General features: G+C 59.3%; 18 protein-coding genes. 9 read left to right on the forward strand and 9 right to left on the reverse strand.

The window, feature by feature from the left end:
* Nucleotides 1-6: 6 nt before the first annotated feature.
* Nucleotides 7-1,011: a hypothetical protein gene (locus AB4P91_RS09560; protein WP_395604690.1), complete on the reverse strand. Its 1,005-nt coding sequence runs from the start codon at nt 1,009-1,011 to the stop codon at nt 7-9.
* A gap of 458 nt (nt 1,012-1,469) precedes the next feature.
* On the opposite strand from AB4P91_RS09560, the gene AB4P91_RS09565 reads away from it, so the two are divergent.
* Nucleotides 1,470-1,973, forward strand: a complete 504-nt coding sequence (locus AB4P91_RS09565) for a Bro-N domain-containing protein (RefSeq protein WP_395604691.1) — start codon at nt 1,470-1,472, stop codon at nt 1,971-1,973.
* 115 nt (nt 1,974-2,088) lie between these two features.
* Here AB4P91_RS09565 and AB4P91_RS09570 read toward each other — a convergent pair whose 3' ends face one another.
* Nucleotides 2,089-2,544 carry an Lrp/AsnC family transcriptional regulator gene (locus tag AB4P91_RS09570; protein ID WP_395604692.1) on the reverse strand — a complete coding sequence of 152 codons (456 nt, stop codon included), beginning with the start codon at nt 2,542-2,544 and terminating at the stop codon, nt 2,089-2,091.
* A gap of 163 nt (nt 2,545-2,707) precedes the next feature.
* Between AB4P91_RS09570 and yedA the strand changes: the two genes are divergently transcribed.
* Both yedA and AB4P91_RS09580 read left to right on the forward strand, forming a co-directional pair.
* Nucleotides 2,708-3,643, forward strand: coding sequence for a drug/metabolite exporter YedA (yedA, locus tag AB4P91_RS09575; RefSeq protein ID WP_047303528.1), 936 nt, complete (start codon nt 2,708-2,710; stop codon nt 3,641-3,643).
* Between the two features lie 65 nt (nt 3,644-3,708).
* On the forward strand, nt 3,709-5,040 hold the full coding sequence (locus AB4P91_RS09580; protein WP_395604693.1) for a DEAD/DEAH box helicase: 1,332 nt from the start codon (nt 3,709-3,711) through the stop codon (nt 5,038-5,040).
* Between the two features lie 69 nt (nt 5,041-5,109).
* On the opposite strand, the gene AB4P91_RS09585 is transcribed toward AB4P91_RS09580, so the two are convergent.
* Together AB4P91_RS09585 and AB4P91_RS09590 are read right to left on the reverse strand one after the other, a co-directional pair.
* Entirely contained in the window at nt 5,110-6,357 is a 1,248-nt protein-coding gene (locus AB4P91_RS09585; RefSeq protein ID WP_395604694.1) for a TIGR03862 family flavoprotein, read from the reverse strand.
* A 295-nt stretch (nt 6,358-6,652) separates the two neighbouring features.
* Nucleotides 6,653-7,573 (reverse strand): histone deacetylase, encoded by a 921-nt coding sequence (locus AB4P91_RS09590; protein WP_395604695.1) that lies wholly within the window; start codon nt 7,571-7,573, stop codon nt 6,653-6,655.
* An 82-nt stretch (nt 7,574-7,655) separates the two neighbouring features.
* Here AB4P91_RS09590 and AB4P91_RS09595 point away from each other — a divergent pair, with 82 nt between their 5' ends.
* The 3 genes from AB4P91_RS09595 (at nt 7,656) to AB4P91_RS09605 (ending at nt 9,794) form a co-directional block, all read left to right on the forward strand.
* Nucleotides 7,656-8,225, forward strand: coding sequence for a GNAT family N-acetyltransferase (locus AB4P91_RS09595; protein WP_395604696.1), 570 nt, complete (start codon nt 7,656-7,658; stop codon nt 8,223-8,225).
* Nucleotides 8,226-8,334: 109 nt separating this feature from the next.
* Nucleotides 8,335-9,204 (forward strand): acyl-CoA thioesterase II, encoded by an 870-nt coding sequence (gene tesB, locus AB4P91_RS09600; protein ID WP_047303520.1) that lies wholly within the window; start codon nt 8,335-8,337, stop codon nt 9,202-9,204.
* The gene (locus AB4P91_RS09605; protein WP_150688153.1) at nt 9,201-9,794 is read left to right on the forward strand and encodes an HAD family hydrolase; all 594 of its coding nucleotides are present in this window, start codon (nt 9,201-9,203) and stop codon (nt 9,792-9,794) included. Before tesB ends, AB4P91_RS09605 begins: the two co-directional genes overlap by 4 nt.
* A gap of 124 nt (nt 9,795-9,918) precedes the next feature.
* On the opposite strand, the gene AB4P91_RS09610 is transcribed toward AB4P91_RS09605, so the two are convergent.
* On the reverse strand, nt 9,919-10,872 hold the full coding sequence (locus AB4P91_RS09610) for an alpha/beta hydrolase (protein WP_395604697.1): 954 nt from the start codon (nt 10,870-10,872) through the stop codon (nt 9,919-9,921).
* Entirely contained in the window at nt 10,873-11,760 is an 888-nt protein-coding gene (locus tag AB4P91_RS09615) for a neutral zinc metallopeptidase (RefSeq protein WP_042561190.1), read from the reverse strand.
* A gap of 293 nt (nt 11,761-12,053) precedes the next feature.
* Here AB4P91_RS09615 and AB4P91_RS09620 point away from each other — a divergent pair, with 293 nt between their 5' ends.
* Nucleotides 12,054-12,932, forward strand: a complete 879-nt coding sequence (locus AB4P91_RS09620; protein ID WP_395604698.1) for a DMT family transporter — start codon at nt 12,054-12,056, stop codon at nt 12,930-12,932.
* A gap of 51 nt (nt 12,933-12,983) precedes the next feature.
* Here the strand turns inward: AB4P91_RS09620 and AB4P91_RS09625 are convergent, their stop codons facing one another.
* Nucleotides 12,984-14,321, reverse strand: coding sequence for an MFS transporter (locus AB4P91_RS09625; protein ID WP_150597070.1), 1,338 nt, complete (start codon nt 14,319-14,321; stop codon nt 12,984-12,986).
* Between the two features lie 268 nt (nt 14,322-14,589).
* Here AB4P91_RS09625 and quiC point away from each other — a divergent pair, with 268 nt between their 5' ends.
* Nucleotides 14,590-16,491: a 3-dehydroshikimate dehydratase QuiC gene (quiC, locus tag AB4P91_RS09630; protein WP_395604699.1), complete on the forward strand. Its 1,902-nt coding sequence runs from the start codon at nt 14,590-14,592 to the stop codon at nt 16,489-16,491.
* A gap of 102 nt (nt 16,492-16,593) precedes the next feature.
* Nucleotides 16,594-17,271 (forward strand): TetR family transcriptional regulator, encoded by a 678-nt coding sequence (locus AB4P91_RS09635; protein ID WP_150595276.1) that lies wholly within the window; start codon nt 16,594-16,596, stop codon nt 17,269-17,271.
* A gap of 117 nt (nt 17,272-17,388) precedes the next feature.
* Here the strand turns inward: AB4P91_RS09635 and AB4P91_RS09640 are convergent, their stop codons facing one another.
* Together AB4P91_RS09640 and aroQ are read right to left on the reverse strand one after the other, a co-directional pair.
* On the reverse strand, nt 17,389-18,243 hold the full coding sequence (locus AB4P91_RS09640) for a shikimate dehydrogenase (RefSeq protein WP_395604700.1): 855 nt from the start codon (nt 18,241-18,243) through the stop codon (nt 17,389-17,391).
* On the reverse strand, nt 18,240-18,689 hold the full coding sequence (gene aroQ, locus AB4P91_RS09645; RefSeq protein WP_150595278.1) for a type II 3-dehydroquinate dehydratase: 450 nt from the start codon (nt 18,687-18,689) through the stop codon (nt 18,240-18,242). The genes AB4P91_RS09640 and aroQ overlap by 4 nt, the downstream gene beginning before the upstream one ends.
* Nucleotides 18,690-18,697: the final 8 nt, after the last annotated feature.

The following is an 18,697-nucleotide window of genomic DNA, read 5'->3' on the forward strand; positions in this document are numbered from 1 at the left end:
TTTACGTCAGGCCAGACTGGCGAATTGTTGACTATCAACCTTGTCTACCGGCAAAAAACCGGTTGTTTTCTTGAAATTCATCGTGTGTACGAAGTTCTTCATCGAATCGGATGGATCGATACTTTGCATGTTGAGTTTGAATAGCGTCTCGCGTGCGAGTGCGACGCTGAGGATCGGTTGATCTTCGAGATGGCCGGTTGCGGAGTTGAGGAGTGAGTCAACAGCTGTAACGATGACGAGGCGCTCGGGAAGGATACTCAGCAGTTCCTGCCCTACACGTAAAACACAGCTGGATACGTAGTCCTGTAACAGCTCATTGAATTTGCTGATCGGCATTTTCTTTACCGATAGTTTCCCACTCTGCAACAGCGACTTGATTTCTTGAGGGATCACTTTGGTTCCTTGTACCGAGAGCGTGCACTCGAGAATGCCTGCGTCTGTAACAGAGAAATTAATTGATGTGCCCAAGTGCGAAATATCCGTGAACGGATTCACTCGTAGGACTGCATCAATTTTCGATTGGGCATTACCGGCGAGTATTTCCAACGCAAGATCGTGATCTACTTTCCAATCCTGATGCTGCGCTTCCCAATCGCTTAACTCTTGAGCTAACTCCTGCGTGTCTTTGGCAACCGCTGCATGAATGGCTAATTCAAGTTTTCTACGTTGTCTGGCCTCAAGTTTTAAAGTGCGCACGATGAAGCCAGGTTTATAACCGGACTGTTTCGCCCTGGCTTTTTTTTCATGTGTATTGAGTGCTGTGGGTTTTATCGGTGGCGGTTGATTTGCGAATTCACTCCAGTCGATCCCCTCGCCACAATCTTTATGCACGGACAGCAGCAGATCTATGTGGTTTTCGTAGACCTCTACTTCGTACGCGGCCTGCTCAAGGGCCTCCATTTTTGCGAACTCTTTCTCTCGCACCTGCAATTCCCGTTGGCGCCGCTTCGAGCTACGCTCGGCTCTTCTTGCTGACGCCTGCATTGAGCGTAGGGTTCCCTTCCAAGTCATTTCTGAGCTCCTTTCATTTCTATCGGTTTTTTATTTTTTGAGAAAGACCGATTGTCGGCATCTGTGAGGGCATTAGCTGTTGCGCTTGGTGGCGTCCACCGGCACAAAAGTCTTGCCTAACCGGGCTGTTTAACTGCGTGTAGGGTTCGACGAAGCATCCTACTGAAGTTTAGGGATAATCCGTCTTGAGCTCCGATAGTCCCGCCGCTAACCTCTTCTCGTCGCTGCAAATTCAGCGACCGGGACTGCAAGCCCGCCGATAATTTGTTAGGCACTGACCGGTGCACCTATAATCTCGTCGCTCTTTTGGCGACCAACGATTTTATGGTGGCTGTGTGCGGGAGACCTTCGGGTCTGCCGAGGTTGCCTAACGACTCGGTCTTGCAGACCCGCTCACAGCCGCCACCCATCATCTGCAAGTGATGCAGGCGGCTCCAACATTCGTTAGGTAATTTGCCATGATTAAAGTAACTCCCGCTCCAAAAAACTCCGGCTCGTCATTCAGTCGTGAGTCACTCGTAGACCCCCAAACCTTCATCCGCCATCACATACAGCTGCAAGCCGCTCTGGTACATGGCGAAGCCTGGTTTTGTGCCCGTGATTTTGGTCGTCTCATGGGGTTGGAAATCAATGGGCGACAAGTTCTGAAGCTTGATGAAGATCAGCGGCGGATAATGTATCTATCGGGAGGCGATGGTGTTCAAGAGACCTTGATGTTGAGCGAGTCCGGCGTTTACGCAATGCTGGTTTACCACTACTCCCCGGAGAACCGTCATTTGCGTCGTTGGCTGACCCATGAAGTCGTGCCGATGCTTCGTCAGGGCTCGGAGTCAGTTTCAGATCCGCATCTGCGTTTGATGATGTGCGCAGGGGAAACGTTGAGACTTCTGCATTGGCGCAATGAGCCATGGATGCGCATGCGAGATATGCCGCACTTGCTGACTCAGGAAAGTCGTAGCTAAGTTGAAGGCTTCTCGCTAGCGGACTTACTCGCGAATGCGGTGTGTCATTCAGAAAGGTGTTGTCTGGCACTCCCTCTTCGCGGGCAAGCCCGCTCCCACAGTGGACATCATTGCCTCAAGACTTGCCGTTGCCTTCGATGTACCCCAACGGCACGCGCTTCTCGATGGCGCTCGACAACACAATCGACGTCTTGCTAAAGCCAAATTTCGCCACGCGATTGATCAACTCCTCCAGTTCTGGCATCGAGCCTACCGCGCCCTTCATGATCACGCACGGATCGCCCGTCACTCGAAAACACTCGGTCAGTTGGGGGATTTTCACCAGTTCGTCGTAGACCTTCTGACTGCCGTTCTGGTGCAGACGCAGTTCGATCACGCACTGAATCGGCAGGCCGATTTTCGCCAGATCGATCTTTGCCTCATATCCGGTGATCACTCCCGCTGCTTCAAGCTTGGCCACACGCTCCGCGACGGCGGGGGCGGAGAGGTTCACTTTGCGCGCCAGGTCGGCGTAGGACGCTCGACCGTTTTCGAGTAGGGCGCTGAGCAGCATGCGGTCGTATTTGTCCAAGGCTGAACTCCTGAAATCGGCAGACTTTTGAAATCGCGGTTTATCCCGTTGATCTCCGTGATTTCCAAAGTGTACCGGCGCGATAAACAGGTTTTGTAGCTTATTTTTGCCGGCTGGCCTTCCTAGAATACCCAGTCTTCTGACGCTGACTGTCGAGTTGCTCATGTCTGCCCTGCGCCGTTTTTCCTTGCCGCTGATCGCCGCTTTTTTCGCGTTGTATGTGATTTGGGGGTCGACCTACCTGGTCATCCGCATCGGCGTCGAATACTGGCCGCCGCTGATGCTGGGCGGTGTGCGTTTTGTGATTGCCGGCGCGTTGATGTACGGCTTCCTGCGCTGGCGCGGGGCACCGGCGCCGACGTGGGCGCAGTGGAAAGCGGCGGGGATCATCGGGATTTTGCTGCTCAGCTTCGGTAACGGTGCGGTGAGTGTGGCCGAGCACTCGGGGGTGGCTTCGGGCGTGGCGGCGTTGGCGGTGGCGACGGTGCCGTTGTTCACGTTGCTCTTCGGTTATTTCTGGGGCGCGCGTAATACCCGTCTCGAGTGGGCCGGGGTGGGCTTGGGCATTGTCGGCATCGCCATGCTCAACATGGGCTCGAACCTGCAATCGAGTCCGCTGGGTGCGGCGTTGCTGATTTTTGCTGCGGCGGCCTGGGCTTTCGGTTCGGTGTGGAGCCGGCATCTGCCGCTGCCGCAGGGTGCGATGGCCAGTGCCGTGGAAATGCTGGTCGGCGGTGTGGTGCTGCTGATCGGTAGCACGCTGAGCGGCGAACATCTGCAAGCGCTGCCGCCGATTGAAGGCTGGCTGGCGCTGGCGTATCTGATTTTCTTCGGCTCGATCATCGCCTTCAATTCCTACATGTACCTGCTCAAGCACGTGCGCCCGGCCGCGGCGACCAGTTATGCCTACGTCAACCCGGCGGTGGCGGTGTTGCTGGGGATCGTGTTTGTTGGCGAGACCATCGGCATTGAAGAGGCGCTGGCGATGTTGGTGATCATCAGCGCTGTGGTGTTGATTGGCTTGCCGCAGTGGCGCCGGCCAGTACTGCCGCCAGTCGCAGCGCCGACAGCCGTTCCCGCGGAACAGCGTACGAATTAGGGTAAACTGCGCGGCATTGCACACTCGTGTCGCACAATTGCGCTGAATTTTCCTACGGTACTCCCATGACTTTCGCCTCCCTTGGCCTGATCGAACCTTTGCTGCGCTCCCTCGAGAAGCTCGGCTACCAGACCCCGACGCCTGTGCAGGCGCAAGCCATACCGGCCGTTCTGGCCGGTCGCGACCTGATGGCAGCGGCCCAGACCGGCACTGGCAAAACGGCCGGTTTTGCCTTGCCGCTGTTGCAGTTGCTGGCCATGGAAGGCCCAAAAGTCACCGCGAACTCGGCGCGTGCGCTGATTCTGGTGCCGACCCGCGAGCTGGCCGAGCAGGTTCATGAGTCTGTGCGCCAGTACGCCGAAAACCTGCCGCTGCGCACTTATGCGGTTTACGGCGGCGTCAGCATCAACCCGCAAATGATGAAGCTGCGCGGCGGCGTCGATGTGCTGGTCGCCACGCCTGGTCGCCTGATCGACCTGTTCCGCCAGAACGCGCTGAAACTCGATCAGTTGCAAACCCTGGTGCTGGATGAAGCCGATCGTATGCTCGACCTGGGCTTCTCCGAAGAGCTGGCGAACATCTACCGCATGCTGCCGAAAAAGCGCCAGACCCTGCTGTTCTCCGCGACCTTCTCCGACGATATTCGCCTGTTGGCCGGGCAGATGCTCAACGACCCACTGAGTGTCGAAGTGAGCCCACGTAACGTCGCTGCCAACACCGTCAAGCAGTGGATCGTGACGGTGGACAAGAAGCGCAAGGCCGAACTGTTCGTGCACTTGATGCGCAAGAACAAGTGGAAGCAGGTGCTGGTGTTCGCCAAGACCCGTAACGGCGTGGACGCGCTGGTGGAAAAACTCCAGGGCCTGGGCGTCAACGCGGACGGCATCCACGGTGATAAACCGCAGGCGACCCGTCAGCGTGCGCTGGATCGTTTCAAACTCAGCGAAGTGCAGATTCTGGTGGCCACCGATGTCGCGGCCCGTGGTCTGGACATCGAAGACCTGCCGCTGGTGGTCAACTTTGATCTACCGATCGTGGCCGAGGATTACATTCACCGCATCGGCCGTACTGGCCGTGCCGGTGCGACGGGCGAAGCGATTTCGCTGGTGTGCGCGGACGAAGTGAACATGCTGTCGGCGATCGAGATGCTCACGCGTCAGACCTTGCCGCGGCAGAACGAGCCGGACTTCGAACCCGAGCACCGCGTGCCGGATACCGATGCCAGCGGTCAGGTGATCAAGAAGCCGAAGAAACCGAAAAAGCCGAAAGCTTCCGGCGGTGGCGGTAAGCGCAATCTGGGTAAATGGGTCGACAGCGGCGAGACGCAGGCGCCTTCGATCAAGCCTGTGCGCAAGGTGCCGGTGTTCAACACTGGGCCGCGCAAGCGCAAGCCGTAAAAGCAGCTTCGAGTGGATAGCTGCAAGCTGCAAGTTAAAAGCGCCGTGCTTTAGCTTGCAGCTTGTGGCTTAAAACCTGGCGCTGCTTTTAAGCCACTGCACAATCCCCAACCCCGCCGCCCGCCCACTGGCAAAACACCCCGTGAGCAAATAGCCGCCCGTTGGCGCTTCCCAGTCAAGCATCTCGCCCGCGCAGAACACCCCCGGCAACGCCTTGAGCATCAAGCGCTCGTCCATCGCCTCGAACGTCACGCCCCCGGCACTGCTGATCGCTTCGTCCAGCGGGCGGGTTTTGATCAATGTCAGTGGCAATGCCTTGATCGCCCGGGCCAACAACGCCGGATCGGCAAAGGTTGCAGCGTCAGTCAATTCGCGCAGCAGCGCCGCTTTCACCCCATCAATCCCGACCTGACTGTGCAGATGCTTGGCCATCGAGCGCGAACCGCGTGGCTTGCTCAACGCTGCCTGCAATTTATCCACAGGTCGGCCGGGCAACAGATCGATGTGAATAACCGCCGCGCCATATTGATTGATCGCCTCACGAATCGGCGCCGACAGCGCATAAATCAAGCTCCCTTCAATCCCGGTCGCGGTGATCACGCATTCGCCCAAGCGCGGAATGTCGTCGTTCAAGCCGATGGCGATATTTTTCAGCGGCGCGCCGGCGAATTTGCTGACAAGCAAGTCGCTCCATTCCTGCACATCGAAGCCGCAGTTACTTGGCTGCAATGGCGCCAGTCCTACACCACGCTGCTCAAGCGGCAACATCCACGCGCCATCGGAACCGAGTCGCGACCAACTGCCGCCGCCGAGGGCGAGCAGCGTGGCGTCGGGTTTTAGGGTTTTCTCGCCTTCCGGGCTGTTGATGCGCAGCGCGCCGTGTTCATTCCAACCGAGCCAGCGATGGCGGGTGTGGATAACCACGCCGCTGTCGCGCAGACGCTTGAGCCAGGCGCGCAGCAACGGCGCGGCTTTCATGTCGGTGGGGAACACACGGCCGGAGCTGCCAATGAAGGTTTCGATGCCCAGATCGTGAATCCAGCGGCACAACGCATCGGCATCGAAGCTGCGAAGCAATGGGGCGATTTGCGGTGCACGTTCGGCGTAGCGCGAAAGGAACGCCGGGTAGGCTTCGGAATGGGTGATGTTCATGCCGCCGACGCCAGCGAGCAGGAACTTGCGGCCAACCGAGGGCATGCCGTCGTACAGATCGACGCGAATTCCGGCCTGGCTCAGCACTTCGGCGGCCATCAGGCCGGCAGGGCCGCCGCCGATGATGGCGACGTGAGCGGGGGAGGAGGCGGTGTTCTGAGTCATGGCGTGCGCTGCGGTATGGCGGGATAAGGCGCGCATTCTAACAGCGCAGGACAATGGAGGAGATCCCTGTGGGAGCGAGCCTGCTCGCGAAAGCGGTGGGTCAGTCACTTTTGATATTGAAAGGACCGACTTCTTCGCGAGCAGGCTCGCTCCCACAGGGGATTTGTGGAGCAATTCAAATGTTGGTTAAAAAACAACCGCCGCGCTGTACGCTATGTTCGCTGTGGCCTGTAGTCCCTTTCACTCAGGTTATCCACAGGCAGTTCCACAGCGATTGTGGGTAACGCAGCACAGCTCAATGACAACCGTGTGACGTCCAGACCCGCTGCGCGCTGTGATGAAGAATGCCGTGGCGGCGGGCGAGGGCGTGGCGATCCTTGCTGTAGCCGCCGCCGATCACGCCGACCACCGGGATGTCGCGGCCCAGACAATGGCGCATCACGCTTTCATCGCGGGCGGCGACACCTTCGTCGGTCAGTTGCAGGTAGCCGAGGGCGTCGTCCTTGTGCACATCGACGCCCGCGTCATACAGCACCAGATCCGGTTGATACAGCGGCAGCAAATAGTTGAGCGTGTCGTCGACGACTTTCAAATAGTCGGCATCGCCCATGCCTTTGGGCAGCGGAATGTCCCAGTCACTTTCGGCTTTGCGTGCGGGAAAATTCTTCTCGCAGTGCAGGGACACGGTAATCGCCTCCGGTGTGTCGTGCAGGATGCGCGCGGTGCCGTCGCCCTGATGCACGTCGCAATCGAAGATCAGCACGCGGTTGACCCGGCCGCTTTGCAGCAGGTATTGGCTGATGATCGCCAGATCATTGAAGATGCAGAACCCCGCCGGGTAGTCGTAATGCGCGTGATGGGTGCCGCCCGCCAGATGACAGGCCAAGCCATGCTCCAAGGCTTTTTCCGCGGCGAGGATTGAACCGCCGACCGCCCGCACCGTACGCCGCGCCAGCGCTTCGTTCCACGGCAGGCCGAGGCGCCGCTGGTCTTCGCGGGACAACTCGCCGCTCATGTAGCGTTCGATATAGCGACGGTCATGCGCCAGCGCGAGGATGTCGTTGGGGCAGATCTGCGGACGCAACAGATCGGCGTCACGGGTCAGGCCGCTGTCGACCAGGTGATCACGCAACAGACGAAACTTGTCCATGGGAAAGCGGTGATCCGCTGGGAACTCGGGGCTGTAGTCTTCGTGGTAGATCAGCGGCAATGGCATGGCTTTTTCGCGTGGGAACGTTGGAAAGAGTGAAGGATCCTACCAGCGATGTAGACTTGCGGCATGGAAACGGAGGGGCACGATGGAGCCGATACTGCAACTGGAAAGCGCACGCCTGCTGATGCGTCAGTGGCAGGACGAGGATTTGCCGGCATTTGCGGCGATGTGTGCCGATCCACAGGTCATGCGCTACTTTCCGTCACCCTTGAGCCGACTGGAAAGTGCCGCGCTGATCGGCCGGGTACGCGGACATTTTGCCGAGCATGGCTACGGTTTGTGGGCGCTGGAGCGCAAGGACAGCGGCGAGTTCATCGGTTTCACCGGGTTGGGGGTCGTCGGTTTCGACGCGCCATTCACGCCAGCAGTGGAAATCGGCTGGCGTCTGGCCAAGGAACATTGGGGGCTGGGTTACGCCAGTGAAGCGGCGTGGACCGCTCTGCGCTGCGGCTTCGATCGATTGGCCTTGAAAGAGATCGTGTCTTTCACCGCACAAAGCAATCTGCCTTCGGAGAAAGTCATGCAGGCGATCGGCATGCATCACGCGCCGGCCGATGACTTTGATCATCCGAAACTCCCCGTCGATCACCCGTTGAGAAGGCATGTGCTGTATCGCATCACCCGGGAACAATGGCTGCAAACCTTGCATGGATAAGCCGACACGGACGTTTACAATGGCCGCCAAATCATTGGCCTGCGCCAGAATCTGAATCGACCGCCGTAGCCAAGACTGCGCGGTATAGCTTTGTGTGAGGAGAGCCTGAATGAGCCAAGTGTTGGAAGATCTGGTCGATTTGCTGACCCTGGAACCGATCGAAGAAAACCTCTTCCGTGGCCGTAGCCAGGACTTGGGTTTCCGTCAGTTGTTCGGTGGTCAGGTGCTTGGCCAGTCGCTGTCGGCGGCCAGTCAGACCGTTGAAGAAACCCGCCATGTGCATTCGATGCACGGTTATTTTCTGCGTCCGGGCGATGCCAAGTTGCCGGTGGTCTATTCGGTCGATCGCGTGCGCGATGGTGGCAGCTTCAGCACTCGTCGCGTGACGGCAATCCAGAAGGGCCATCCGATCTTCACGTGCAGCGCTTCGTTTCAGTACGACGAAGAAGGCTTCGAGCACCAGACCCCGATGCCGGTTGTGGTCGGCCCGGAAAACCTGCCGTCGGAGCTGGAGCTGACTCAGCAACGTGCGCACCTGATCCCCGAGCACATGCGCGAAAAACTGCTGTGTCCGAAGCCGATCGAAGTACGCCCGGTCACCGAAAAAGACCCGTACAACCCGCAGCCAGCGGACCCGGTGAAATACGTGTGGTTTCGCGCCGACGGTGCGTTGGCCGACATTCCGGCGCTGCACAAATACCTGTTGGCCTATGCCTCGGACTTCGGTCTGCTGACCACCTCGATGCTGCCTCACGGCAAATCGGTCTGGCAGAAAGACATGCAGGTTGCCAGCCTTGATCACGCGCTGTGGTTCCACAATGACCTGCGTGCCGATGACTGGTTGCTTTACGCGATGGACAGCCCGTGGGCCGGCAACTCGCGTGGTTTTTCCCGTGGCAGCGTGTTCAATCGCGCTGGGCAACTGGTGGCTTCGGTCACCCAGGAAGGCCTGATTCGGCATCGCAAGGATTGGGCATGAGCCTGGCTGAAGTCCGTCATTGGGTGTTCGACATGGACGGCACCCTGACCGTCGCGGTGCATGACTTCGCGGCGATTCGCGTGGCATTGGCGATTCCGCCCGAGGATGACATCCTCACCCATCTCGCCGCGTTGCCGGCCGATGAAGCCGCGGCCAAGCATGCATGGTTGCTTGAACACGAGCGCGACCTGGCCTTGGGTTCGACCCCGGCGACGGGTGCAGTGGAGCTGGTGCGTGATCTGCACTCGCGCGGTTATCGCCTCGGCATTCTGACCCGCAACGCGCGCGAACTGGCGCATGTGACCCTGGAGGCAATCGGTCTGGCTGACTGCTTTGCCGTCGACGATGTGCTGGGCCGCGATGAAGCACCACCGAAGCCGCACCCGGGTGGTTTGCTGAAACTGGCCGAGGCGTGGAACGTGTCGGCCAGTGAGATGGTGATGGTCGGCGATTACCGCTTTGATCTGGATTGCGGCCGTGCGGCGGGCGCGCGCACGGTGCTGGTGAATCTGCCGGATAACCCGTGGCCGGAGCTGACGGATTGGCATGCGCAGGATTGTGTCGAGTTGCGGCGGATGCTTTTAGCCTGATTCATTGGGTGTCTGGAGTGACGCCTTCGCGAGCAAGCTCGCTCCCACAGTGGATATGTATTCACAACAATCGAATGTGGGAGCGAGCTTGCTCGCGATGAGGCCGGAACTTTCACCAAACTACTTACTGATCAAAAAGAGCCTTCTGCCCCTCCGGCGACGTCAGCATCTCATCGCCGTTATGCCCAACCCCCGGCACCTCAACCAAGCGCTGATTCACGCCTTCCGGATGGCGGCGCAGCAAGTAACCGAAAAACAGCTTGCCTCGCTCCAGGCGATACGCCCCCTGCGCTTTTGCCGAGCAACTCTTGTCCAGGGCCGGATGCTGTGGGTCGATGTCCTGCTGCCCGAGCAGATAAATCACCTCACGTTTGATGTAACTGCTTTCAAGCTGCAGCGGCGTTTGCCCACCGGCATACACCGGCATGTCTGACAAACCGTACTTCCAGCGATTGAAGCCCGGACATTGCGCGTGATCGAATGCCACGGGCCGCTGTTCGTTGAAATAGGCGTACGAGGAAGGGTTCGCTACCACGTAACGCAGGCGAATGCCGTTGGCCTTGAGCGCAGGCTGATCCTTGGCGAGCAGGGCATAACGCTGCACCACCTGACCTCCGCCGGAATGGCCAAAAATCACGATCTGCTTGACGTCCGGAAACTGTTTGCGATCGGTGATACGGCCGACGATTTCATCCAGCGCCGCGTAGGAACTCAATGGATTCGGACCTGTGGAGAAACCGCCGCCCATCCACTCGTTGCCTTTCCAGCGCAACACCGTCGCGGGCAATGAGTACAACGGCACGTCACTTTCATTGAGAAACTGCGGGGCGATCACCAGCGTGTGCGCGGTTTTCCCCGCCAGTTCTGCCGCGCTTTCGGCGCTCTTGCGATAGGTCTCGGCGTTGCGCAGGCGACCATGAATGACGATCAGCACGCGCTCGATTTTCTCCGGCGCAGGGCCGATACCCACCGCCATTTCCCCGGCCTTCAGTTGCAATCGCCCGGGGCTGATTGCGTCGACGCCAGCCGCCTGCGCGGTGCTGCCAACGATCAGTAAAGCCAAAAGCCATTTGTGCATTTACAGGTTTTTCGCCGCAAAGGTGTCGCACTGGCTTACCTGGCCCTGCGCGAATCCGGTTTTAAACCAGCGCACCCTTTGCGCCGACGTACCGTGAGTGAACGAGTCTGGCACCACACGGCCCTGACCCTGTTGTTGCAGGCGATCATCACCGATGGCGTTGGCCGCGTTCATGGCCTCTTCAATGTCGCCCGGTTCGAGCCAGTTCAGGCGCTTTTGCGCGCTGTAGGCCCAGACGCCGGCCAGGCAATCGGCCTGCAGTTCCTGACGCACCAGCAAGCCACCGTCGCCTTCCATCTGCCGACCTTGCTGGCGGGCCGTCTGAATTTTCGCCGAGACACCGAGAAGCGTCTGCACGTGGTGTCCGACTTCGTGAGCGATCACGTAGGCTTGTGCGAAGTCTCCGGACGCCTTGAAGCGTTGCGACATTTCCTGGAAGAACGCCATGTCCAGATAGACCTTCTGGTCTGCCGGGCAGTAGAACGGACCGGTAGCCGATGTGGCCATACCGCACGCGGAGTTGACCCGATTGCTGAACAGCACCAGGGTAGGATCTTTATATTGCCGGCCGGCCTGCTGGAAAATCGTGCCCCAGGTGTCTTCGGTATCGCCGAGGATCGAGCGGACGAACTCTGCCTGTTCATCGTTGGCCGGCGGTGCCTGGCGGGTCTGCGAAGTGGCTGCCGGTTGCTCGGACATTTGCCCGGTGAGCTGGCCGAGGATCTGCATCGGGTCTTGCCCGGTGATCCAGCCAATGCCGACGATCAGCAGAATTGCTCCAAGGCTCAGGCCCTTGCCGCCGCCAAAGCGCATGCCACCGCCACCGCCGGCGTCATCACCACGGGCATCGACGACGTTGTCACTGCGTCGGCCTTTTTTCCATAGCATGTGGGAATCCTCTATTGAACGTGATGATGAGTGTTGCTGGTGCGTGAGTATGGCGCCAGTCCGGTCGTCAGACACCCGGGTTGCCCCGGCGGTTCTATTGGCGCGTGAATCCGGGTTCATGTGCAGGATAAGGACTATAACTTCGCGTCATCGAAAGTTCTGCAGTGTTGCTCGTTATCATTGAAGCCGGTGTTGAACCATTTGGTGCGCTGTTCGCCCACTATTATGAATATTCTCTGTGAGAGTCTGACGCCTGGCTCTAGATTGTTTGGCAGTGTTTAAAAGGAGTGCCCATGACCGTCAGTACACCGTTGTCCGGCGTCAACCAACCCTTCAAAGGGATCATGCTGATTGTCGTGGCGACCTTCCTGTTCTCCAGTCATGACGCGCTGTCGAAGTACCTCTCCGGGTTTTATCCGATCGTGATGGTGGTGTGGGCACGCTACGTGGTGCACACCCTGCTGATGGCGGGCATTTTTCTGCCGCAATCCGGGTTGCGTGTCCTGCGCACCAAGAAGCCTTTGTGGCAGTTGATCCGCGCACTTTGCCTGCTGGGCACCAGTCTGTTCTTCACCACGGCGCTGATGTACATCCCGCTGGCGGAAGCCACGGCGGTGAACTTCCTGGCGCCGGTGCTGGTGACCGCGTTATCGGTGCCACTGCTCAAGGAGCGAGTGACCCGTGGTCAATGGATCGCGGTGATTTGCGGTTTTATCGGCGTGCTGATCATCGTCCATCCCGGTGGCGAACTGTTCACGCCGGCTGTTTTGCTGCCGCTGTGTTCGGCGCTGTTTTTCTGCTTTTACCAACTGCTCACGCGCAAGCTCGCCGAAGTCGACAGCCCGACCACCAGCAATTTCTTCGCCGGGTTGTGCAACACGTTGGTGATGAGTGCGCTGGTGCCGTTCTTCTGGCAGGTGCCAACGTTGGCCCATGCCGGGCTGATGCTGGCGCTGGGCAGTTGCGGGATGACCGCGCACTTGTTTCTGACCCAGGCGTTCCGCCATGCCGCGCCGGCGTTGCTGGCGCCGTTCGGGTATTGCCAGATTGTGTTTGCGGGGCTGTTGGGCTGGCTGCTGTTCAATCACACGCCCAGTGGGTTGACGGTGATCGGTATTGCGGTGATCTGTTGCAGCGGCCTGGCGGCGGCGTGGCAGCAGAGCCGCAAGTAGCGACACAAAACCCCTGTAGGCGCAGCGTGCTGCAGCGCCTACAGGGGGGGATCACTCGGTGATCGTTGGAATCTTGCGCGGTGCCATGAAGTACATCCACGTCAGCGCGAGGAAGTACATCGCCGGGATCAGGGTGAACAACACGGTGTAGTTGTTGTTGGTGACGGTGAGGATGTGGCCGACGATCTGGGTCATGAACATCCCGCCGATCGCCGCGCACATGCCGCCAAAACCGAACACCGTACTCATCATGTGCTTGGGCGTGTAGTCCATCACCAGGCTCCAGATGTTCGCGGTCCAGGCCTGATGCGCGCCGATCGCCAGGGAGATGGCAGCCACCGCAACCCAAAGATTGGCGGAACCGGCGGCCATGACCACCCCGATGATGCAGCAGGCGAACAGCAACATCGACAGCAACCGCGCCTTGATCGAGTTCATGCCGCGACCGATCAGGAACGAGGACAGGATGCCGCCACCGACACTGCCGAAGTCGGCGGTGACGTAGATGATGATCAACGGGATACCCATCTGGGTCACGTTGATGCCCAGGTTGTATTGCTGATTGAGAAACGGCGGCAGCCAGTACAGGTAGAACCAGAACACCGGCGCGGTCAGCGAGTAGGCGAGGGCGAAGGCCCAGGTGCCGCGCATGCGCAGGATTTTCGAGAACGGCACGCGAGCCTGTTCCGGTTCGACTTCCTGCTGGATGTAGTCGAGTTCGGACTGTTTCACGCTCGGGTGATCTTCCGGGTTGAAGTACTTCAAACCCCAGAACAACAGCCAGATCCCGCCCAGCGCCGCCATGCACAGAAACGCCGCCTGCCAGCCCCAGACATGAAGGACCAGCGGCAACAGCATCGGCGTGAACATGGCGCCGACGTTGGTGCCGGCGTTGAAGATGCCGGTGGCGACAGCACGTTCACCGGCGGGAAACCACAGGCGCGTGGTTTTCACGCAGGCCGGGTAGTTCGCCGCTTCCGTCAGGCCAAGGATAAACCGGCAGACCATGAAGCCGACCGCCGAGGTGGCCAGGCCGTGAGCGCCGGTGGCCAGGCTCCAGAGCAGCACGGCGCAGAAGAACACGCGTTTGACGCCGACCCGGTCGATCAGCCGCCCTTGCAGGACAAAACCGATGGCGTAGCCGACCTGGAACCAGAAGTTGATGTTGGCGTAATCCATCGCCGTCCAGCTCATTTCCTTGGCGAGGATCGGCTGCATGACCCCGAGGGCGGCGCGGTCGATGTAGTTCAGGGTGGTGGCGAAAAACACCAGCGCCAGCATGCCCCAACGGGTTTTGCCGACCGCCATGGCGCCGCGGATCTTGTCGCCGATGCCACCGTTGGCAGTGCTCATGGCCGGGGCCATGCGGGAAGTCTGTGAAGGAATCATGTGTTCCACCCGTTTTTGGATTTGTTATTTGGTGTTCTTTTGTTGTCGAACACTGTGACCGGTGGTTGATGTCCGGACTCAATGTGCAGTCGATGTTGGGCAGTGAGCGAAAAATCGTCAATTCGTCAAACCGCCATTGTGTTCGATAATCGCCCGCAAAACTAACCGGGTAGTACACTTTAAATTGCTGCGCGAGGTGATGCAGCCAATAATTTCACCACGATAAAAATGATCCCCGTCACCAACGGCGCAGTCCGGGAGTTGAAGCATGCAGCGTTCCATTGCCACGGTTTCCTTGAGCGGCACCCTGCCGGAAAAACTCGAAGCCATCGCCGCCGCCGGGTTCGACGGGGTGGAAATCGTCGAAAACGACCTCCTGTACTACGACGGCAGTCCGCGGGAAATTAAACAGATGTGCGCCGATCTCGGCATCGCCATCACCCTGTTCCAGCCGTTCCGTGATTTCGAAGGCTGCCGCCGCGATCGGCTGGCGCGCAATCTGGAGCGGGCGGAGCGCAAGTTCGATCTGATGCAGGAATTGGGTACCGATCTGGTGCTGGTGTGCAGTAACGCCTCGGCCGACAGCGTTGGCGATCAGCAAATTCTGATAGATGACCTGCGGCTTCTGGCGGAGCGCGCCGGGGCACGCGGTTTACGCATCGGTTATGAAGCGCTGGCGTGGGGTCGACACGTAAATACTTATCAACAGGTCTGGGACATCGTGCGTCAGGCCGACCACCCAAGCCTTGGCGTATTGCTCGACAGCTTTCATACCCTGTCGCTGAAAGGCGATCCGTCTGCGATCGCCGACATTCCCGGCAACAAGATCTTTTTCGTGCAAATGGCTGATGCGCCGATCCTGGCAATGGATGTGCTGGAGTGGAGCCGACATTTCCGCTGTTTTCCGGGGCAGGGCGAATTCGATCTGCCGGGCTTCCTCGCGCCGATCATTCAGAGCGGTTACACCGGGCCGCTGTCGCTGGAAATCTTCAACGATGGCTTTCGCGCCGCGCCGCCACGGGCTAACGCGGCGGACGGTTTGCGTTCATTGCTGTACCTGGAGGAGAAGACTCGGCTGCGCCTGGAGCAGGACGCGACCCCCGTTGCCAATCGCGAAATCCTCTTCGAAACGCCCAAGGCCAGCGAGTACAACGGCGTCGAGTTTCTTGAGTTCGCCGTCGATGACAGCCTCGGCGCCAAGCTATCGAACTGGCTGGAACGCCTGGGTTTCGTCAAGGCCGGGCAGCACCGCTCCAAGAGTGTGAGCCTGCTGCGCCAAGGTGATATCAACCTGATCCTCAATTCTGAACCGTACTCGTTTGCGCACAGTTTCTTCGAGGCCCACGGTCCATCGCTGTGCGCCACCGCCGTGCGAGTCAAGGACAGCGCCAGCGCGCTGGCCCGTGCCGTTGCCTATAAAGGTCAGCCCTATCGCGGGTTGGTCGGGCCGAACGAGCTGGAATTGGCGGCGGTACGCGCGCCGGACGGCAGCCTGATTTATCTGGTGGATGAACAAGCGGATGTCTACGGCACCGACTTCAATCTGCTGCCCGACGCACCGGGACGGGGCGGCCTCAAGCGCATCGATCACATGGCCATGGCATTGCCGGCGGACAGCCTCGACAGTTGGGTGCTGTTCTATAAAAGCCTGCTGGATTTTGAGGCCGACGACGAAGTGGTCCTCCCCGACCCGTATGGTCTGGTGAAGAGCCGTGCGCTGCGCAGTCGCGATAGCTCGATCCGTTTGCCGTTGAACATTTCCGAGAACCGCAACACGGCGATCTCCCACGCACTGTCGAGCTATCGCGGCTCCGGTGTGCATCACATCGCCTTCGATTGTGATGACATCTTCGCCGAAGTCAGCCGGGCCAAAGAGGCGGGGGTGCCGTTGCTGGATATTCCGCTCAACTACTACGACGACCTCGCCGCGCGTTTTGATTTTGGCGACGAATTCCTCAGTGAGCTGGCGTATTACAACATGCTGTATGACCGCGACGCGCAGGGTGGCGAGCTGTTTCACGTCTACACCGAGCCGTTTGAAGGGCGCTTCTTCTTCGAGATCATCCAGCGCAAAAATGGCTATGCCGGGTATGGCGCGGCGAACGTTGCGGTGCGTTTGGCCGCGATGGCCAAATCACGCAGTGGCGCGGTGCGTCAGGCGAAGTTGTAGGTAATTCGTAAACGCGGGATTAAACACGGGTCGCGCGGCTTCCTTCACTGTGCGGCTCGGCCCATAATCGCCAGCCTGTGCAGTGATGGCCGTGAGCCCGCAATGACAATAAATTCAGAACTTTCCGCAGCCCCCGTCGAGTCCGTCGCAGAGCCGCGCAAAAGTCGCAAGAACAACCCGGAAAAGACCCGTGAGAACATCTTGCAGGAGGCGATCGTCGAGTTCGTCCAGCAGGGATTGTCCGGTGCCCGCGTCGACGCGATTGCCGAGCGCATCCACACCTCCAAACGCATGATCTATTACTACTTCGGCAGCAAGGAGCAGTTGTACGTCGAGGTGCTGGAGAAACTTTACGGCGATATCCGCAACACCGAAAACCGCCTGCACCTGGCTGAGTTGCCGCCCGTGGTGGCGATTCGGCGACTGGTGGAGTTCACGTTCGATCACCATGATCGCAACGTCGATTTCGTGCGCATCGTGTGCATCGAAAATATCCACAACGCGGAGTTCGTGAAGCGATCCGACGCGATCAAGGCGATGAACAACACGATCCTCGATTCACTCGGCGAGATTCTGCGCCGGGGTGCCGAGGAGGGTGTATTCCGCGCCGGGCTCGATGCGCTGGATGTGCATTTATTGATCAGTTCGTTCTGCTTCTATCGCGTGTCGAACCGCCACACGTTCAGTGAGATTTTTCAGATTGATCTGCCGGACGAAAGCATCAAGCAGCGTCATCGCGAGATGATTTGCGATTCGGTGTTGCGCTATCTGCAAGCCTGACACAATCCACGGTGGGAGCGAGCTTGCTCGCGAAAGCGGTGTGTCAGGCAGCCGATGCATTAGCTGACTGTCCGCCTTCGCGAGCAAGCTCGCTCCCACAGGGGCGCGTGTTGATCTTCAGCCATTCATGCTTTGAAAATGCGCCAGCATCCGCTGCGCATCCGGCACCACGCCGCTGAACAACTCAAACGCCTTCACCGCTTGAAACACCGCCATGTTGCCGCCATCCAGTGTCCGACAGCCCAGCGCGCGGGCATTACGCAGCAATTCGGTTTCCAGCGGGAAATAAACGATTTCCGCCACCCACAACTCCTTGCGCAACAGCGCCGCAGGCACCGGCATGCCCGGCAGTTTGGCCATGCCCATTGGCGTGGTATTCACCAGGCCGTCGGCCAGGTTCAGGGAGCTCGACAGCTCATGCCCGGCCACTGCTCGCCCCCCGCCGAAATGCTGGTTGAGGTTGTTCGCCAAGTGCTCGGCGCGTTCACGGTCTACGTCGAAAATACTCAAGTGCCGTACGCCTTCGCTCAACAGCGCGTGGGCCACTGCCGCGCCAGCGCCACCGGCACCCATCTGGACCACCCGCTCGCGTGCAGCGTCCTTCAAGCCACGGCGAAAACCTTCGGCAAACCCGAGGCAATCGGTATTGTGGCCGACACGTTTGCCATCCTTCAGCACCACGGTATTCACCGCGCCGATGCCGCGCGCTTCGTCAGACAGTTCGTCGAGCAGCGGGATGATCGCTTGCTTGCACGGGAAGGTGATGTTCAACCCGGTGTAACTCATCCGTTCGGCGGCGAGTAACAAGTCGGGGAGGGCGCTGCTATCCATGTGCAGTTGGTCGAGGTCGATCAACCGGTACAGATAACGCAGGCCCTGTGCGTCGCCTTCGTGCTCATGCAGCGCTGGCGTGCGCGAGGCCTGAATGCCGGCACCGATCAGCCCGGCCAGTATTACGTTTTTGCGAATCATGCCGCGCATCCCTTCAGCCGCTGGCTGAAATGTTCCAGGGCCAGACGATAGCCGTGGCTGCCAAACCCGCACATCACCGCTGTGGCGATGGCTGAAACGAAGGAGTGGTGCCGGAATGCCTCGCGTGCATGGACATTGGACAGGTGCACTTCGATCACCGGCAGTTCGCTGGCCACCAATGCATCACGAATCGCCACGGAGGTGTGCGTCCAGGCCGCCGGATTGATCACGATCCCGGCGCAACGGCCACGGGCGGCGTGAATCCAGTCGAGCAGTTCGCCTTCGTGATTGGTCTGGCGAAACTCCACGGTCAGGCCGAACTCTTCACCGGCACGACCGCACAGGGCAGAGATGTCAGCGAGGGTTTCGTGGCCGTAAGTTGCTGGCTCACGGGTGCCGAGCAGATTCAGGTTCGGGCCGTTGAGCACCAGAACGATAGGGCGCATGAGAGGAA

The organism is Pseudomonas sp. B21128 (genome assembly GCF_044218865.1).
Taxonomy (GTDB): domain Bacteria; phylum Pseudomonadota; class Gammaproteobacteria; order Pseudomonadales; family Pseudomonadaceae; genus Aquipseudomonas; species Aquipseudomonas iridis.

Bases quoted from the DNA above. Each gene is read 5' to 3' on its own strand.
- AB4P91_RS09560 (WP_395604690.1), bottom strand. From the start codon at position 1,011: ATGACTTGGAAGGGAACCCTACGCTCAATGCAGGCGTCAGCAAGAAGA.
- AB4P91_RS09565 (WP_395604691.1), top strand. From the start codon at position 1,470: ATGATTAAAGTAACTCCCGCTCCAAAAAACTCCGGCTCGTCATTCAGT.
- yedA (WP_047303528.1), top strand. From the start codon at position 2,708: ATGTCTGCCCTGCGCCGTTTTTCCTTGCCGCTGATCGCCGCTTTTTTC.
- AB4P91_RS09580 (WP_395604693.1), top strand. From the start codon at position 3,709: ATGACTTTCGCCTCCCTTGGCCTGATCGAACCTTTGCTGCGCTCCCTC.
- AB4P91_RS09585 (WP_395604694.1), bottom strand. From the start codon at position 6,357: ATGACTCAGAACACCGCCTCCTCCCCCGCTCACGTCGCCATCATCGGC.
- AB4P91_RS09590 (WP_395604695.1), bottom strand. From the start codon at position 7,573: ATGCCATTGCCGCTGATCTACCACGAAGACTACAGCCCCGAGTTCCCA.
- AB4P91_RS09595 (WP_395604696.1), top strand. From the start codon at position 7,656: ATGGAGCCGATACTGCAACTGGAAAGCGCACGCCTGCTGATGCGTCAG.
- tesB (WP_047303520.1), top strand. From the start codon at position 8,335: ATGAGCCAAGTGTTGGAAGATCTGGTCGATTTGCTGACCCTGGAACCG.
- AB4P91_RS09605 (WP_150688153.1), top strand. From the start codon at position 9,201: ATGAGCCTGGCTGAAGTCCGTCATTGGGTGTTCGACATGGACGGCACC.
- AB4P91_RS09610 (WP_395604697.1), bottom strand. From the start codon at position 10,872: ATGCACAAATGGCTTTTGGCTTTACTGATCGTTGGCAGCACCGCGCAG.
- AB4P91_RS09615 (WP_042561190.1), bottom strand. From the start codon at position 11,760: ATGCTATGGAAAAAAGGCCGACGCAGTGACAACGTCGTCGATGCCCGT.
- AB4P91_RS09620 (WP_395604698.1), top strand. From the start codon at position 12,054: ATGACCGTCAGTACACCGTTGTCCGGCGTCAACCAACCCTTCAAAGGG.
- AB4P91_RS09625 (WP_150597070.1), bottom strand. From the start codon at position 14,321: ATGATTCCTTCACAGACTTCCCGCATGGCCCCGGCCATGAGCACTGCC.
- quiC (WP_395604699.1), top strand. From the start codon at position 14,590: ATGCAGCGTTCCATTGCCACGGTTTCCTTGAGCGGCACCCTGCCGGAA.
- AB4P91_RS09635 (WP_150595276.1), top strand. From the start codon at position 16,594: ATGACAATAAATTCAGAACTTTCCGCAGCCCCCGTCGAGTCCGTCGCA.
- AB4P91_RS09640 (WP_395604700.1), bottom strand. From the start codon at position 18,243: ATGATTCGCAAAAACGTAATACTGGCCGGGCTGATCGGTGCCGGCATT.
- aroQ (WP_150595278.1), bottom strand. From the start codon at position 18,689: ATGCGCCCTATCGTTCTGGTGCTCAACGGCCCGAACCTGAATCTGCTC.